The organism is Rhizobacter sp. P5_C2 (assembly GCF_054049715.1).
This window is the reverse complement of the sequence record NZ_JBFULV010000016.1, coordinates 33,987-48,227: the sequence shown is the minus strand read 5'-3', so window position 1 is coordinate 48,227 and position 14,241 is coordinate 33,987. Positions and strand designations below refer to the sequence as shown.

Genomic DNA, 14,241 nt, shown 5'->3' with positions numbered 1-14,241 from the left:
CGCCGGACCATGTCCGAAGGCGCGAACGGCATGCCCGAAGCCGCGACACCTCACCTGCCCTGCGCATGCACCCCGCCCGCCCCGAGCCCAGCGCTCCCGACTACCTGAAGCAGCCCGACGTGCGCACCACGGTGTCGCTGACGGACGCGCACACCCGCCGCGTCGCCGCGCGCTGGCAGTACCCGCGGCACGACCACCCCTACTTCGAGATCTGCCTGCTGCTGTCGGGCGAGCAGCAAGTGCGGCTGACCGGCCGCACGCTGGAGCAGCACGCCGGCGACCTGCTGCTGATCACGCCCTTCGAGGCGCATTCGTCGAGCACGCCGGTCGCTTCGAGTTTGTACTGCGTGCACTTCGACCTCGACGACCTCGAACTGCGGCGCCTGCTGTGCGGCGCCGGCACGCGCGTCTTCGCAGCCGACAGTGCGCTGACCAACAGCCTGCGGCCCGCGCTGCAGCGCCTGCTGGCGCTGGCCGAAGGCCGCGTCGCCGGCTCGGCGCTGGCACGCCGGCTCGAGACGGCCGCGGCACTGATGTCGCTGTTCGCGGCCCTGACGCAGGGCCTGGAGCGCGACGAGGTCGCTGCCGCGCCGGTGCCGCAGCTCGCGCTGCAGACAGCAGGCCGGCTGGCCGAGCTGATCGAGCGCGAGGTGCAGCGCGGCGGCGCCGAGACCTCGCTCGAGGCCGCGATCCGCCGCCTGGGCTACACGCCGGACCACGGCAACGCGCTGTTCCGGCAGGTGTACGGCATGTCGGCGCGCCAGTACCGCTCGACGCTGAAGCTGCGCCGCGCAAAGCTGCTGCTGATGGATGCGCAGCTCAGCATCGCCGCCGTCGGCGAACGCCTTGGCTACGCCAGCGGCGCGCACTTCAGCCGGCAGTTCAAGCGCTGGTGCGGCGTGGCGCCGGCCGACTACCGTCGCTCGTAGCCTGGACGCCCAGGCGCCGTTCCATCGCATACGCGACGCGCGACAACCCGAAGCACAGCACGAAGTAGGTCAGGGCCAGCGTGCTGTACACCTGCACCGGCTTCGTGAACACCTGCGTGTTGATCTGCGTCGTGATGAACGCCACCTCGGTCAGCCCGATGATGTAGCCGAGCGAGGTCTCCTTGATCGTCGAGACGAACTGGTTCACCAGCGACGGCAGCATGTGGCGCAGCGCCTGCGGCAGGATCACGTAGCGCAACGCGCCGAAGCGGCCGAAGCCGAGCGAGCGCGCCGCATGCATCTGGCCGTCCGGGATGCCGCGCACGCCGGCGCGCACGATCTCGGCGATGTAGACGCCGTCGAACACCACCAGCGCGATCAGCATCGTGCTGAACTGGTCGGTCTTGTGGCCGGTGACGCTGGGCAGGAAGAAGTAGGCCCAGAACACCACCATCAGCAGCGGGATGCCGCGCACCACGAACACCAGCGCCGTCACCGGCCAGCGCAGCGCGCGGTGCTCGCTGATGCGCGCCAGGCCCAGCAGCAGCCCGAGCGGGAACGCCAGCAGCAGGCCGAGCGCGGCCAGCAGCAGCGTCAGCGCGAGCCCGCCCAGCGGCCCGTTCGGGTACTGGCCGATCAGGAAGTAGAGCCAGTAGGTCTGGATCAGCTCGATCATCGTGTTCTCAACGCGACGTCATCGCGAGCGCACCGGGTAGCGGTGCTGGTACCAGCTCGCCAGGCCGGTGATGGTGAGCGAGATCGTCAGGTAGGCCGCGGTCGCGAACGCGAAGGCCTCGACGCTGCGGAAGGTGGCCGACTCGACCTGCGCCGCGCGGTACATCATCTCGGCCACGCCGATCACGGTCGCGATGCTGGTGTTCTTCCACAGGTTCAGCGTCTGCGAGATCAGCGGCGGCACGGTGATGCGCACCGCCTGCGGCAGGATGACGAGCTGCATCGTCTGCAGGAAGCCGAGGCCGAGCGCGCGGCTCGCCTCCATCTGCCCCGGCGGCACCGCGCGGATGCCGCTGCGGATGTCCTCGGCCATGTAGGCGGCGGTGTAGAGCGTGAGTGCCGCGACCGCGCTGATCGCCTCGATGTTGGTGGCATACAGCCGCTGCTTCAGCGCCTCGGGCAGCATCTCGGGCGCGCCGAAGTACCAGAACAGCATGTGCGCGAGCAGCGGCACGTTGCGGATCGCCTCGACGTACGAGACGCCGATCGCGCGCAGCAGCCGGGACGGCGACAGCCGCAGCATCGCGACCGTGGTCGCCAGCGGCACGGCCAGCACCAGCGTCACGGCCGTCAGTTGCAGCGACAGCACGAAGCCGGCCACCAGCGCATCGTGGTACTGGCCGGAGAGCAGCAGGGAGAAATCGAAGGAAAGCACAGGGAAGCCCAACAGCAAAGTGCCTCGCCCCCGTGAGAGGGCGAGGCACGCGAGTATCGCGTCAGACGAAAGGGATCGGCGAGTGTTTCACCAGGCGCATCGAACGCACGACGGTGCCCGCGCGTGCCTGGCTTCGCGGCGGCTGGCGCGATTGCGCTTCGAGCGCAGGCCGTTAGCCGTCAATCTTGTCCGACACAAACTTGAAATCCCGCGACTGGAACTTCAGCCGCGTGTTCGGCCCGTACCACTTCTGGAACAGCTTGTCGGCGTCGCCCGACTTCTCCAGGTCGCGCAGCACGCCGTCGACGACGCCTTTCACGCCGGCCTCGCCCTTGCGGATGCCCAGCGCCAGCGCCTCGGTGCTGATGCTCTGCGGAATGATCAGGTAGTTCTTCGCGGCCGGGCCGAGCTTGCCGAAGTCGTCGATCAGCGAAGCCTCGTCATTCACGTAGCCGATGCCCTTGCCTTGCTGCAGCGCCAGGAAGGCCTGCTGCGTGGTCTCGAAGGTGACGACGTCGACAGTGGGTACCGCCTTGCGGATGTTCGGCTCCTGCGTGCCGCCCTTGACGGTCAGCACCTTCTTGCCGCCCAGCTGCGACAGTTGCGAGATGCCGCTGTCCTTCTTCACCAGCACCTTCTGGCCGGTCACGAAGGTGGTCAGCGAGAAATCGATCAGCGCCTCGCGCTCCTTGTTGTGCGTGAGCGAGGCGGCCAGCAGGTCGACGCGGCCTTGCTGCAGCTCGGGGATGCGCGCGGCCACGGCGAGCTGCTTGAACACCGGCTTCACGCCCAGCTTCGCAGCGACCGCGCGGCCGATGTCGACCTCGTAGCCGACCACGTCGCGGGTCTTCGGGTCGACGAAGCTGTTCGGCTCGTCGGTGCCGAGCACGCCGATGACGATCTCGCCCTTCTTCTGGATGTCGGCGAGCTGGTCGGCATGGGCGCCGACCGAGAACACCGCGGCGGCGGCGGCGACCAGCGTGGACAGGAACAGGCGTTTTTGCATGGAGGTTCTCTTCAGCATGTTGTTGGAATCAAGGCCCGCAGACTAACCAAGGCCGGCCGATCCGCGAACGACTGAATCCGGATAAGCAAAGGCGTGTCGGTTAGATGCTGCGCGATCAGATCCGGGCCAGCGCACCTTCGAGGTCGGCGCGCTGGTCGGCCAGGTCCTCGACGCCGACGCTCAGCCGCACCAGCGCATCGCCGATGCCGAGTTGCGCGCGCTGCTCGGCCGGAATCGTCGCGTGCGTCATCAGCGCCGGGTGCTCGATCAGGCTCTCGACGCCGCCCAGGCTCTCGGCCAGCGAGAACACCTCGCAGGCCTCGAGGAAGCGGCGCGAGCCGGCCAGGTCGGTCGCGAGCGTCACCGACACCATGCCGCCAAACCCGTTCATCTGGCGCTTCGCGAGCGCATGCTGCGGGTGCGATTCGAGGCCCGGGTAGTGCACGCGCGCGACCTTCGGGTGGCGCTCCAGCCACTGCGCGAGCGCGAAGGCGTTCTCGGAATGGCGCTGCATGCGCAGCGCGAGCGTCTTCACGCCGCGCAGCGTCAGGAAGCTGTCGAACGGCCCGGCGATCGCGCCGACCGCGTTCTGCAGGAAGCCCAGGCGCTCGGCCTGCCCCGCTTCCTCGGCGCGCTGGCCGACCACCGCGATCCCGCCGATCACGTCGGAGTGGCCATTGAGGTACTTGGTGCTCGAATGCACGACCACGTCGAAGCCATGCTCCAGCGGGCGCTGCACGTACGGGCTCGCGAAGGTGTTGTCGGCCACCGCCAGCAGGCCGTGCTCGCGCGCGATGCGGGCGATGACCTCCAGGTCGGTCAGCTTCAGCATCGGGTTGCTCGGCGTCTCGACCCAGACCATCTTCGTCTCGGGGCGGATCGCGGCGCGCAGCGCCTGCGGGTCCGACAGGTCGACGAAGCTGAACTGGTGGCCCGCGCTGCGCGTGCGCACCTTGTCGAACAGCCGGAAGGTGCCGCCGTACAGGTCGTCGCTCGCGATGATGTGCGCGCCGGCGTCCAGCAGCTCGAGCGTGGTCGAGATGGCAGCCAGCCCGGACGCGAACGCGAACGCGCGCGTGCCGCCTTCGAGGTCGGCGACGCAGCGCTCCAGCGCCCAGCGCGTCGGGTTGTGCGAGCGGCCGTAGTCCAGCCCCTTGTGCACGCCGGGGCTCTGCTGCACGTAGGTCGAGGTGGCGTAGATCGGCGGCATGATCGCGCCGGTCGTCGGGTCGGGCGACTGGCCGGCGTGGATCGCGCGGGTCGCGAACTGGTGGGTGTCCTTGGAGCTCATCGGCGTGCCTTGCGGAGGTGGTTCAGAAGATCGAAGCGGGTGATCAGGCCGTGGAATGTATCGCCGTCGGCGACGATCGCGACCAGGCCGCGGTCCAGCACCTGGCGCAGCGCGGCGATGCTCGAGCCCGGCCGCAGCGTCTCCAGCGCGGTGCTCATCGCCGAGCTGACGGTGTTGACGTAGTGCGCCGGGTCGCCCTGCAGCTGCATCAGCACGTCGGATTCGTCGATCACGCCGGCCAGCCGCGCGCCGTCGAGCACCGGCAGCTGCGAGACGTCGGCCAGCCGCATGCGCTGGAACGCGGTCAGCAGCGTGTCGTCGGGCGTCACGCTGACGACGCCGCCTTCATCGGGCCGGCGCGCGACGATGTCGCGCAGGTCGCCGTACTGCGTGCGGGCGAGCAGGCCCTCGTCGATCATCCAGCTGTCGTTGTAGACCTTCGACAGGTAGCGCGTGCCGGTGTCGCACACGAAGGTGGCGACGCGCAGCGGCTTGGTCTGCGCGCGGCAGAAGCGCAGCGCGGTGGCCAGCAGCGTGCCGGTCGACGAGCCGCCCATCAGGCCCTCGGCGCGCAGCAGCTCGCGCGAGGTCGCGAAGCTTTCTTCGTCGGAGATGGAATACGCATGCTTGATGCCGGACAGGTCGGCGATCGGCGGGATGAAGTCTTCGCCGATCCCTTCGACCGCCCAGGAGCCGGCCGCGCCGTGCGTGCCGGTCAGCACCTGGTCGGCGAGGATCGAGCCCACCGGGTCGGCCAGCACGAACTCGAGCTTCGGCTGCACGCCGCGGAAGTAGCGCGTCAGGCCGGTCAGCGTGCCCGACGAACCGACGCCGACGACGATCGCGTCGAGGTCGTGGCCGCTCTGCTCCCAGAGCTCCGGGCCGGTGCCGCGCTCGTGCGCGAGCGGGTTGTTCGGGTTGTTGAACTGGTCGGCGAAGAACGAGCCGGGCAGCTCCTTCGCGAGGCGCGCCGCGTAGTCCTGGTAGTAGGCCGGGTGGCCCTTGCCGACGTCAGAGCGCGTCGTGTGCACCTCGGCGCCGAGCGCCTTCAGGTGCAGCACCTTCTCGGTCGACATCTTGTCGGGCACGACCAGCACCACGCGGTAGCCCTTCGCGCGTGCGACGAGGGCCAGGCCCAGGCCGGTGTTGCCGGCGGTCGCCTCGACGACGGTGCCGCCGGGCTGCAGCAGGCCGTCGCGCTCGGCGGCCTCGATCATCGAAACGCCGATGCGGTCCTTGATCGAGCCGCCGGGGTTCTGCGATTCGAGCTTCAGCAGCAGCGTGCAGGGGCCGGTGTCGAGGCGCGTCACGCGCACGAGCGGCGTGTTGCCGATCAGGTCGAGCACGGCGGGATGGGTGGTCGCGTTCATGTTTGTCTCCAGAATGTGCGAAGCCGCGCGCCTCGTGAGCACGCGCCCGTAGCCCGGATGCTAATCCGGGATGCATCCCGTCGAGGAGAACCCGGATTGGCATCCGGGCTACGGGTCAGCGCTTGTTGGCGAGCTGTCGGATCACCGCGATGAACCTGTCCACTTCCTCGCAGGTGTTGTAGAACGCCAGCGACGGCCGCACCGTCGCCTCGAGCCCGAAGCGGCGCAGGATCGGCTGCGCGCAATGGTGCCCGGTGCGCACCGCGATGCCCTCGCGGTTCAGCGCCTGCCCGACCTGCTCCGTCGAATACCCGTCGAGCACGAACGACAGCACGCTCGCCTTGTCCTCGGCCGTGCCGACCAGCCGCACGCCGGGGATCGGCTGCAGTGCGTGCGTCGCGTAGCCGAGCAGCGCGTGCTCGTACTGCGCGATCGCGTCGAGCCCGAGCCGTTGCACGTAGTCGATCGCAGCCCCCAGCCCGACCGCGTCGGCGATGTTGCCGGTGCCGGCCTCGAAGCGCGTCGGCACGCCGTGGTACACGGTCTTCTCGAAGGTCACGTCGGCGATCATGTTGCCGCCGCCCTGCCACGGCGGCATGTCTTCCAGGATCGCCTGCTTGCCGTACAGCACGCCGATGCCGGTCGGGCCGAACAGCTTGTGGCCGGAGAACACGAAGAAGTCGGCATCGATCGCGCGCACGTCGACCCGCATGTGCGACACCGACTGCGCGCCGTCGACCAGCGCCTTCGCGCCGGCCGCATGGGCGAGCGCCACGATCTCCTGCACCGGCACCACCGTGCCGAGCGCGTTCGACACCTGCGTCACCGCCACCAGCTTCGTTTTCGGCCCGAGCAGCTTGCGGTATTCATCGAGCCGCAGTTGCCCGCGGTCGTCGACCGGGATCACGCGCAGCACCGCACCCTTCTCGCCCGCGAGCTGCTGCCACGGCACGATGTTCGCGTGGTGCTCCAGGTGCGAGACGATGATCTCGTCGCCGGCGCCGATGTGCTTCGCGCCCCAGCTCTTGGCCACCAGGTTGATCGCCTCGGTGGTGCCGCGCACGAACACGATCTCGTCGACCGAGGCCGCGCCGAGGAAGCGCTGCACCGTCTTGCGCGCGCCTTCGTACGCATCGGTCGCGCGCGCGGCCAACTCGTGCGCCGCGCGGTGGATGTTCGAGTTCTCGTGCTCGTAGAAGTGGCTGATGCGGTCGATCACCGCCTGCGGCTTCTGCGTGGTCGCGGCGTTGTCGAACCAGACCAGCGGCCGGCCGTTGACGCGCTCCTGCAGGATCGGGAAGTCGCGCCGCACCGCGTGGACGTCGAAGGCCGGCTTCACCGGCGCGGCATGCGATGGTTCGCCCAGCGCGCGCTGGCCCGGGTGGCGCGGCGACTCGAGGAAGTAGAACGACGGCGAGGCTGGAGCGACCCCGGCGGCCGAGCTGCCGAAGCGGCCGTCCCAGGCCGGCGCCGCGGTGTAGCCCAGGTCGGGCACGCCGTTGCCGGCCGGCGCATGCGGCAGCGAGGACGGCAGCTGCGCAGCCAGCGCCGCCGGGTGCTGCGGCGAACTCGGCAGCAGGTTGCTGCCGGGCACGGCCGCCGTCAGCGGCTGCACGTTCGGCGTGGCCGGGCCGGTGCTGCCCGGCGGCGGCGTGAAGCCGGCCGGATGCGCGTTGGCCGGCGCCGAGGGCACCGATGACGGAACCGACGAAGGCGCCGCGCCGGGCCAGTTCGCGAAGAGTTCCCCCGCCAGCTTCGCGATCGCAGCCGGGTCGAACGCGTCAATCGTGCTCATCTGCTGATCACTTGTAGGTGTCGGGATACTCGTGGAACTTGCCGATCTCGACGTCCTCGAGCACGGCCAGCGCGTCAGGCACCTGCACCGCGAGCGAGCAGTACAGCGAGATCAGGTACGACGAGATCGCGTTGCGGTTGATGCCCATGAAGCGCACCGACAGCCCCGGGCTCTGCTCGCCGGCGAGGCCCGGCTGGTACAGGCCGACGACGCCCTGGCGCTTCTCGCCGACGCGCAGCAGCAGGATCTTGCTCTTGCCATCGGCCACCGGCACCTTGTCGGACGGGATCAGCGGGATGCCGCGCCAGGTGATGAACTGCGAGCCGAACAGGCTGACGGTCGGCGGCGGCACGCCGCGGCGGGTGCACTCGCGGCCGAACGCAGCGATCGCGAGCGGGTGCGTCAGGAAGAAGGCCGGCTCCTTCCAGACCTTGCTCAGCAGCTCGTCCAGGTCGTCGGGCGTCGGCGCGCCGGTCAGCGGGAACACGCGCTGTTCGTCGGCGACGCTCGCCAGCAGCCCGTAGTCCGGGTTGTTGATCAGCTCGCTCTCCTGCCGCTCCTTGATGGTCTCGATCGTCAGGCGCAGCTGCTCCTTGATCTGGTCGTGCGGGCTGCTGTAGAGGTCGGAGATGCGGGTGTGCACGTCCAGCACGGTGCTGACCGCGTTCAGGAAGTACTCGCGCGGCTGCTCGTCGTAGTCGACGTAGGTGCTGGGCAGCTCGCCCTCGTCGCGCTGCGACGAGCAGGCCACCAGCACGTCCTGCGGGTTCTTGACCGTGTTCAGGCGGTAGATGCCGGCCTCGACCGGCACCCACTGCAACAGGTGCGTCAGCCAGCGCGGCGTCAGCGTCGCGAGCGTCGGGGCGGTCTTGGTCGCGTTGGCAAGTTGCCGGGCGGCGTTGTCGCCAAGGGCCAGCGGTTGCTGGGTGTCAGCCATGGAGGAACTCCTGAAACGAAAAACGAATGAAGTTATGCGGGGATCAGATAAGCGGCGCGAGTGTCGCCAGCGCTGGCGCGCCGATCAACCGGCTATCGCCATCAAAGGGTGACTCCTGTGTCATGTCATCAGGCGGGCGTCCCCAGTTCGAAGCGCGCGATCAGCGACGACAGGCTGACGCCCAGCGCCGCGGCGAGCTTGGCGGCGGTCTCGATCGACGGCATCACGGTGCCGCGCTCGATCTCGCCGAGGTAGGAGCGGTTCAGGTCGGCGCGGCCGGCGAGCTGCTCCTGCGACCAGCCGCGGTCTTCGCGGGTCACGCGCACCACTTGGCCGAAGCGTTGGCGCAGTGTGGTGCTCATGGCCGGCGGTCCTGTCTTGTGGTCGCCTGTGTCACCTGGCTGCCGGGCGGCACGTCATCGGTCACCCAGACATTGCCGCCGATGGTGGAGCCGCGGCCGATCACGATGCGCCCGAGCAGCGTCGCACCGGCGTAGATGACCACGTCGTCCTCCACCTGCGGGTGGCGCGCGAGGCCCTTGCGGATCTTGCCGTCGTCGTCGGTCGGGAAGCGCTTCGCGCCCAACGTGACCGCCTGGTAGACGCGCACCCGCTCGCCGATCACCGCGGTCTCGCCGATCACGACGCCGGTGCCGTGGTCGATGAAGAAGCCGGCACCGATGGTCGCGCCGGGGTGGATGTCGATCCCGGTGCGGCCGTGCGCCAGCTCGGCGACGATGCGCGCCAGCAGCGGCACGCCCAGCTCGTACAGCCGGTGCGCGACGCGGTGGTGCACCATCGCGTCGATGCCGGGGTAGCACAGCAGCACCTCGTCGACGCTGCGAGCGGCCGGGTCGCCGTGGAAGGCGGCCAGCACGTCGCTGTCGAGCAGGCCGCGGATCGCGGGCAGCGACGCGGCGAAGCGGCGCACCAGGTCGTCGGCATCGACCTCGTGCCGGCCGGCGTGGCGCAGCTCGAGCCGCACCTGCGCGCACAGCGCATGCAGCAGCGTGTCGAGCGTGTGGCCGATGTACCAATCCTCGCTGTCCTGGCGCAGGTCGGGCGGGCCGAGGCGCATCGGGAACAGCACGCCGCGCAGCGATTCGACGATGCCCTGCAGCGCTTCGCGCGACGGCAGCTCGCGCCCACCGGGCTCGCGCTGGCGTTGCTGCGACTCGCGCCAGCGGGTGCGCGCGGCGCGCAGGCCGGCGACGACGTCGGCCACGTCGAAGGCGGATGCCGACATGACTAATCCTGGATCCACGGCAGGCCGTGGAAGCGCCAGCCGTCGTCGTGGCCGCGCTGGCCCTGCGCGTTCAGCTCGCCTTCGAAGCCTTCGCTGACGTTGAAGGCCTGCGCGAAGCCGGCCTTGGTGGCCGCCTCGGCCGCCGCCGCCGAGCGCTTGCCGCTGCGGCACAGCAGCAGCACGACGGCGGGCTTGGCGACCTTGGCCTCGAGCTCGCGCACGAAGCGCGGGTTGCGCGTCAGGCTGGTGCCGGTGGCCCAGGGCACGTGCACGCTCTCGGCGACGTGGCCGACGAACTTGCGCTCCTCGGCGGTGCGCACGTCGACCAGCACGGCCTGGCCGCTGCGCGTCAGCGCCCAGGCATCGGTCGGCGACAGGCTGCCGGCGAACGGCAGCTTGCCGTCGCGGGCGCGCTGGCGGGCTTCTTCGAGAACGGTGGCGCGTGGGAATTCAGCAAGCACTGCGGACATCGGCGTCTCCTTCATGGATCAGGGTCGATGAAGGCTATCGCCACCAATTGCGGCGGCGAACGAAGAAAAGCGCGCTTCGATATCTGGCCGCGTCGCGCGCCGCATGAGCACATCCGAAAAGCTTCGTTCGTCCGGCGCGGGTCGCGCCGTACCGTGCAGGCCTTGCAGTCACCGAGGAGGAGAACCATGACAAGCACCCGTCGCGCTTCCCGTCGTGCGTCGATCACCCAGGCCCTGGCCATCGCGCTCGGCCTGTTCGCCACCGCGGGCTCGGCCTTCGCGCAGGCTCGCATCGCCTACCAGACCGTCGTCGAACCGGCCAAGGTCGCGCAGGCCGACGGCCTGTATGAGAAAGCCACCGGCCAGGCCATCGAATGGCGCAAGTTCGAGAGCGGCGCCGAGGTGATCACCGCGGTCGCCTCCGGTGACATCCAGATCGGCTACGTCGGCTCCAGCCCGCTGGCCGCCGCGGCCAGCCGGGAGCTGCCGATCGAGACCATCCTGGTGGCCGCCGAGATCGGCAGCGCCGAGGCGCTGGTGGTGCGCAACGGCTCGGGCATCGCGAAGCCGGCCGACCTGGTCGGCAAGAAGATCGCCGTGCCCTTCGTGTCGACCACGCACTACAGCCTGCTGGCCGCGCTGAAGCACTGGGGCATCGATGCGAAGAAAGTCAGCATCATCAACCTGCGCCCGACCGAGATCACCGCGGCCTGGCAGCGCGGCGACATCGACGCGGCCTACGTGTGGGATCCGGCGCTCGGCAAGATCAAGGAGAACGGCAAGCTGCTGACCAGCTCGGCCGAGGTGGCGACCTGGGGTGCGCCGACCTTCGATGCGTGGATCGTGCGCCGCGACTTCGCGCAGAAGAACCCGGAGTTCGTCGCGCAGTTCGTGCGCATCACCGGCGAGGCCTATGCGGCCTACCGCAAGGATGCGAAGGCCTTCGTCGCGAACCAGGCCAACGTCGACAAGATCGTCAAGCTGACCGGTGCCGCCGCGGCCGACGTGCCAGAGCTGCTGGCCGGCTCGAAGTTCCCGACGCTGGCGGAGCAGGCCTCGCCGGCGCTGCTCGGTGGATCACCCGGAGGAACCGTGAAGGCCCTGACCGACACCGCGAAGTTCCTGAAGGAGCAGGGCAAGGTCGACAAGGTGCTGGCCGATTACGGCAGCTATGTGAGCGTGAAGCATGTGCAGGCCGCGGCCAAGGCCTCGGGCCAAGCCGTCGCGGCGGCGCGCTGACACGCCACCACAAGCCACATCAACAAGACACGAAGGAGTTCACGCCGTGGTCGAACTGCAGGCGGTCACTGTAGGGTACCGGGGTGCTGCAGGCTCGGCCACGGCTGTGAACACCCCCGTGCTGGACGCCATCAGCTGGCAGGTGCCGCAAGGCGCGCTGGCGGTGCTGCTGGGGCCTTCGGGCTGCGGCAAGTCCAGCCTGTTGAACGTGATCGCCGGGTTCGTCACGCCCAGCGGCGGGCGGGCGTCGGTGTCGGGCCGGCCGATCACCGGGCCGGGCGCGGACCGCGGCGTCGTGTTCCAGGACGACGCGCTGCTGCCCTGGCTCGACGTGCTGAACAATGTCGCCCTGCCCTTGCGCCTGCGCGGTGGGGGCCGCGCCGCGCGCGAGGACAGGGCGCGCGGGCTGCTCGCGCTGGTCGGGCTCGAAGGCTTCGAGTCGCGGCCGGTGTGGGAGCTGTCGGGCGGCATGCGTCAGCGCGTCGGCATCGCGCGTGCACTGGCCGCCGACCCCGAGGTGCTGCTGATGGACGAGCCCTTCGGTGCGCTCGATGCGCTGACGCGCGAGCGCATGCAGGAGCTGCTGCTGAAGGTGTGGCAGACCACCGGCAAGACCATCGTGCTGGTGACGCATGGTGTCGAGGAGGCGGTGTTCCTCGCGACCGACCTGGTGGTGCTGTCGCGCCGGCCGGCGCGCATCGTGACGCACCGCGCGCTCGACTTCGGCCGCCGCCATGCGCAGGGCGAGGCGGCGCGGGCGATCAAGTCGCTGCCCGGGTTCGTCGCGGTGCGCGAGCAGGTGCTGGGCGCGGTGTTCGCGCAGGACGAGGCACTGAGCGAGGCGCTGCACTGAGCCGGCCATGGATGCGATCTCTCCGATGACCGTGCGTGTGCTGACGCAGCCCGCCGGGCTGGACGACTCCGTGATGCGGCCGGCCGCGCGCGAAGCCACGGCCCCGCTGTGGTCGCGCCCCGTCGTGGTCAGCCTGCTGAGCATGCTGGTGCTGCTGGCCGCATGGCAGGCGGTGACGTCGGCGCGCTGGATCGAGCCGCTGTTCCTGCCGCCGCCCGCCGCGGTGTGGGAGAAATTCCTGCGCGTGGCCGGCGAGGGCTACCTGGATGCCACGCTGTGGCAGCACGCCGGCGCGAGCCTGGCGCGCGTGGCGCTGGCGTTGGGCATCGCGGTGTTCACGGCGATCCCGCTCGGGCTGTGGATGGGCCTGTCGCCGACCGCGCGCGGCGTGTTCGATCCGCTGATCGAGTTCTACCGGCCGGTGCCGCCGCTGGCCTACCTGCCGTTGATCGTGATCTGGTTCGGCATCGGCGAGCTGTCGAAGGTGCTGCTGATCACGCTCGCGATCTTCGCGCCGCTGGTGATCGCGACCGCGACCGGCGTCCGCCAGGTCGACGAGACGCGCCGGCGCGCCGCGCAATCGTTCGGGGCGACCCGCTGGCAGCTGCTGCGCCACGTGGTGCTGCCGACGGCGCTGCCCGAGATCCTGACCGGCCTGCGCGTCGGGCTGGGGGTCGGCTGGTCGACGCTGGTCGCGGCCGAGCTGGTCGCCGCGACGCGCGGGCTGGGCTTCATGGTGCAGTCGGCCGCGCAGTTCCTGGCCACCGACATCGTGCTGCTCGGCATCTTCACGATCGCGCTGATCGCGTTCGGGCTGGAGCTGAGCCTGCGGGCGCTGCAGCGGCGGCTGGTGCCGTGGCAGGGGCGGGGATGATGGCGGCGGGCTTGCAGGTTGCGCCGCTCGGCCCGGCGATCGGCGCGCTGGTGTCCGGCATCGACCTGCGCGAGCCGCTCTCCGAGGCCGCGCACGACAAGCTGCTGGGTGCGCTGCTGCGCCACCACGTGCTGTTCTTCGAGAACCAGCCCGTCACGCCGCAGCAGCAACGCGACCTGGCGGCGCGCTTCGGCGGGCTGCACCTCCACCCGATCTACCCGCACGTGGCCGAGGTGCCCGAGATCATCGTGCTCGACACCGACGCGAAGAACCTGCCGGACAACGACAACTGGCACACCGACGTCACCTTCATCGAGGCACCGCCGATGGGCGCGCTGCTGTCGGCGCGGCTGCTGCCGCCGTCGGGCGGCGACACGCTGTGGGCGAGCGGCATCGCGGCGCTCGAGAGCCTGTCGGTGCCGCTGCGGCGTATGCTCGACGGCCTCACGGCCGAGCACGACATGGTGAAGTCCTTTCCCGCGCACCGCTTCGCCCGCACGCCCGACGAGCGCGTGCGCTGGGATGAGGCGCGCGTGAAGAACCCGCCGGTGGTCCACCCGGTGATCCGCACGCACCCGCTCAGCGGGCTGCGCGGGCTGTTCGTCAACGAAGGCTTCACGACGCGCATCGTCGAGCTGGCCGTGAAGGAGAGCGACGCGCTGCTGCGGTTGCTGTTCGAGCATGTCGCGAAGCCGGAGCACACGGTGCGCTGGCGCTGGAAGCTGCACGACCTCGCCTTCTGGGACAACCGGCTGACGCAGCACTATGCAACCGCCGACTACCTGCCGCACCGCCGCGTGATGCACCGTGCGACGGTGCTGGGCGACAAACCGTTCTGATG

Annotated in this window: 15 protein-coding genes; 5 read left to right on the top strand and 10 right to left on the bottom strand. The window is 70.0% G+C overall.

Translation table 11 applies throughout. The features are described from left to right. Positions 1 to 65 precede the first annotated feature (65 nt). Positions 66 to 929 (top strand): AraC family transcriptional regulator, encoded by an 864-nt coding sequence (locus ACXJLU_RS08120; RefSeq protein ID WP_457329931.1) that lies wholly within the window; start codon positions 66 to 68, stop codon positions 927 to 929. Here the strand turns inward: ACXJLU_RS08120 and ACXJLU_RS08115 are convergent. The 10 genes from ACXJLU_RS08115 to ACXJLU_RS08070 form a co-directional block, all read right to left on the bottom strand. After that, positions 883 to 1,605, bottom strand: coding sequence for an amino acid ABC transporter permease (locus tag ACXJLU_RS08115; RefSeq protein ID WP_457329930.1), 723 nt, complete (start codon positions 1,603 to 1,605; stop codon positions 883 to 885). The genes ACXJLU_RS08120 and ACXJLU_RS08115 overlap by 47 nt on opposite strands. A gap of 18 nt (positions 1,606 to 1,623) precedes the next feature. After that, positions 1,624 to 2,319, bottom strand: coding sequence for an amino acid ABC transporter permease (locus ACXJLU_RS08110; protein WP_457329929.1), 696 nt, complete (start codon positions 2,317 to 2,319; stop codon positions 1,624 to 1,626). A 172-nt stretch (positions 2,320 to 2,491) separates the two neighbouring features. Beyond that, positions 2,492 to 3,325, bottom strand: coding sequence for a transporter substrate-binding domain-containing protein (locus ACXJLU_RS08105; RefSeq protein ID WP_457329928.1), 834 nt, complete (start codon positions 3,323 to 3,325; stop codon positions 2,492 to 2,494). Positions 3,326 to 3,440: 115 nt separating this feature from the next. Continuing rightward, positions 3,441 to 4,616: a trans-sulfuration enzyme family protein gene (locus tag ACXJLU_RS08100; protein WP_457329927.1), complete on the bottom strand. Its 1,176-nt coding sequence runs from the start codon at positions 4,614 to 4,616 to the stop codon at positions 3,441 to 3,443. Next, complete coding sequence (locus tag ACXJLU_RS08095) at positions 4,613 to 5,986, bottom strand: pyridoxal-phosphate dependent enzyme (RefSeq protein WP_457329926.1); 1,374 nt, start codon at positions 5,984 to 5,986, stop codon at positions 4,613 to 4,615. The genes ACXJLU_RS08100 and ACXJLU_RS08095 overlap by 4 nt, the downstream gene beginning before the upstream one ends. 115 nt (positions 5,987 to 6,101) lie before the next feature. After that, entirely contained in the window at positions 6,102 to 7,781 is a 1,680-nt protein-coding gene (locus ACXJLU_RS08090) for a family 2A encapsulin nanocompartment cargo protein cysteine desulfurase (RefSeq protein WP_457329925.1), read from the bottom strand. Positions 7,782 to 7,788: 7 nt separating this feature from the next. Beyond that, positions 7,789 to 8,718, bottom strand: coding sequence for a family 2A encapsulin nanocompartment shell protein (locus tag ACXJLU_RS08085; RefSeq protein ID WP_457329924.1), 930 nt, complete (start codon positions 8,716 to 8,718; stop codon positions 7,789 to 7,791). A 128-nt stretch (positions 8,719 to 8,846) separates the two neighbouring features. Further along, a complete protein-coding gene (locus tag ACXJLU_RS08080) occupies positions 8,847 to 9,080 on the bottom strand; it encodes a helix-turn-helix domain-containing protein (protein ID WP_457329923.1) in 234 nt (77 codons plus the stop codon). After that, positions 9,077 to 9,964, bottom strand: a complete 888-nt coding sequence (gene epsC, locus ACXJLU_RS08075) for a serine O-acetyltransferase EpsC (RefSeq protein WP_457329922.1) — start codon at positions 9,962 to 9,964, stop codon at positions 9,077 to 9,079. Before epsC ends, ACXJLU_RS08080 begins: the two co-directional genes overlap by 4 nt. 2 nt (positions 9,965 to 9,966) lie before the next feature. Then, positions 9,967 to 10,434 carry a rhodanese-like domain-containing protein gene (locus ACXJLU_RS08070; RefSeq protein WP_457329921.1) on the bottom strand — a complete coding sequence of 156 codons (468 nt, stop codon included), beginning with the start codon at positions 10,432 to 10,434 and terminating at the stop codon, positions 9,967 to 9,969. Between the two features lie 186 nt (positions 10,435 to 10,620). On the opposite strand from ACXJLU_RS08070, the gene tauA reads away from it, so the two are divergent. From tauA to tauD, 4 genes are read left to right on the top strand one after another with little or no spacing between them, the layout of a single operon-like run. Further along, complete coding sequence (gene tauA, locus ACXJLU_RS08065) at positions 10,621 to 11,673, top strand: taurine ABC transporter substrate-binding protein (protein WP_457329920.1); 1,053 nt, start codon at positions 10,621 to 10,623, stop codon at positions 11,671 to 11,673. 46 nt (positions 11,674 to 11,719) lie between these two features. Further along, a complete protein-coding gene (locus ACXJLU_RS08060; protein WP_457329919.1) occupies positions 11,720 to 12,526 on the top strand; it encodes a taurine ABC transporter ATP-binding protein in 807 nt (268 codons plus the stop codon). A gap of 7 nt (positions 12,527 to 12,533) precedes the next feature. Continuing rightward, positions 12,534 to 13,400, top strand: a complete 867-nt coding sequence (gene tauC / locus ACXJLU_RS08055) for a taurine ABC transporter permease TauC (protein WP_457329918.1) — start codon at positions 12,534 to 12,536, stop codon at positions 13,398 to 13,400. Continuing rightward, on the top strand, positions 13,400 to 14,239 hold the full coding sequence (gene tauD / locus ACXJLU_RS08050) for a taurine dioxygenase (protein WP_457329917.1): 840 nt from the start codon (positions 13,400 to 13,402) through the stop codon (positions 14,237 to 14,239). The genes tauC and tauD overlap by 1 nt, the downstream gene beginning before the upstream one ends. The last annotated feature ends 2 nt before the right edge of the window (positions 14,240 to 14,241 follow it).

What these genes read in the sequence shown, in the direction of transcription:
- ACXJLU_RS08120 (WP_457329931.1), top strand. Translation starts at nt 66, where the DNA reads ATGCACCCCGCCCGCCCCGAGCCCAGCGCTCCCGACTACCTGAAGCAG.
- ACXJLU_RS08095 (WP_457329926.1), bottom strand. Translation starts at nt 5,986, where the DNA reads ATGAACGCGACCACCCATCCCGCCGTGCTCGACCTGATCGGCAACACG.
- ACXJLU_RS08080 (WP_457329923.1), bottom strand. Translation starts at nt 9,080, where the DNA reads ATGAGCACCACACTGCGCCAACGCTTCGGCCAAGTGGTGCGCGTGACC.
- epsC (WP_457329922.1), bottom strand. Translation starts at nt 9,964, where the DNA reads ATGTCGGCATCCGCCTTCGACGTGGCCGACGTCGTCGCCGGCCTGCGC.
- ACXJLU_RS08100 (WP_457329927.1), bottom strand. Translation starts at nt 4,616, where the DNA reads ATGAGCTCCAAGGACACCCACCAGTTCGCGACCCGCGCGATCCACGCC.
- ACXJLU_RS08115 (WP_457329930.1), bottom strand. Translation starts at nt 1,605, where the DNA reads ATGATCGAGCTGATCCAGACCTACTGGCTCTACTTCCTGATCGGCCAG.
- tauD (WP_457329917.1), top strand. Translation starts at nt 13,400, where the DNA reads ATGGCGGCGGGCTTGCAGGTTGCGCCGCTCGGCCCGGCGATCGGCGCG.
- ACXJLU_RS08070 (WP_457329921.1), bottom strand. Translation starts at nt 10,434, where the DNA reads ATGTCCGCAGTGCTTGCTGAATTCCCACGCGCCACCGTTCTCGAAGAA.
- tauA (WP_457329920.1), top strand. Translation starts at nt 10,621, where the DNA reads ATGACAAGCACCCGTCGCGCTTCCCGTCGTGCGTCGATCACCCAGGCC.
- tauC (WP_457329918.1), top strand. Translation starts at nt 12,534, where the DNA reads ATGGATGCGATCTCTCCGATGACCGTGCGTGTGCTGACGCAGCCCGCC.
- ACXJLU_RS08085 (WP_457329924.1), bottom strand. Translation starts at nt 8,718, where the DNA reads ATGGCTGACACCCAGCAACCGCTGGCCCTTGGCGACAACGCCGCCCGG.
- ACXJLU_RS08090 (WP_457329925.1), bottom strand. Translation starts at nt 7,781, where the DNA reads ATGAGCACGATTGACGCGTTCGACCCGGCTGCGATCGCGAAGCTGGCG.
- ACXJLU_RS08105 (WP_457329928.1), bottom strand. Translation starts at nt 3,325, where the DNA reads ATGCAAAAACGCCTGTTCCTGTCCACGCTGGTCGCCGCCGCCGCCGCG.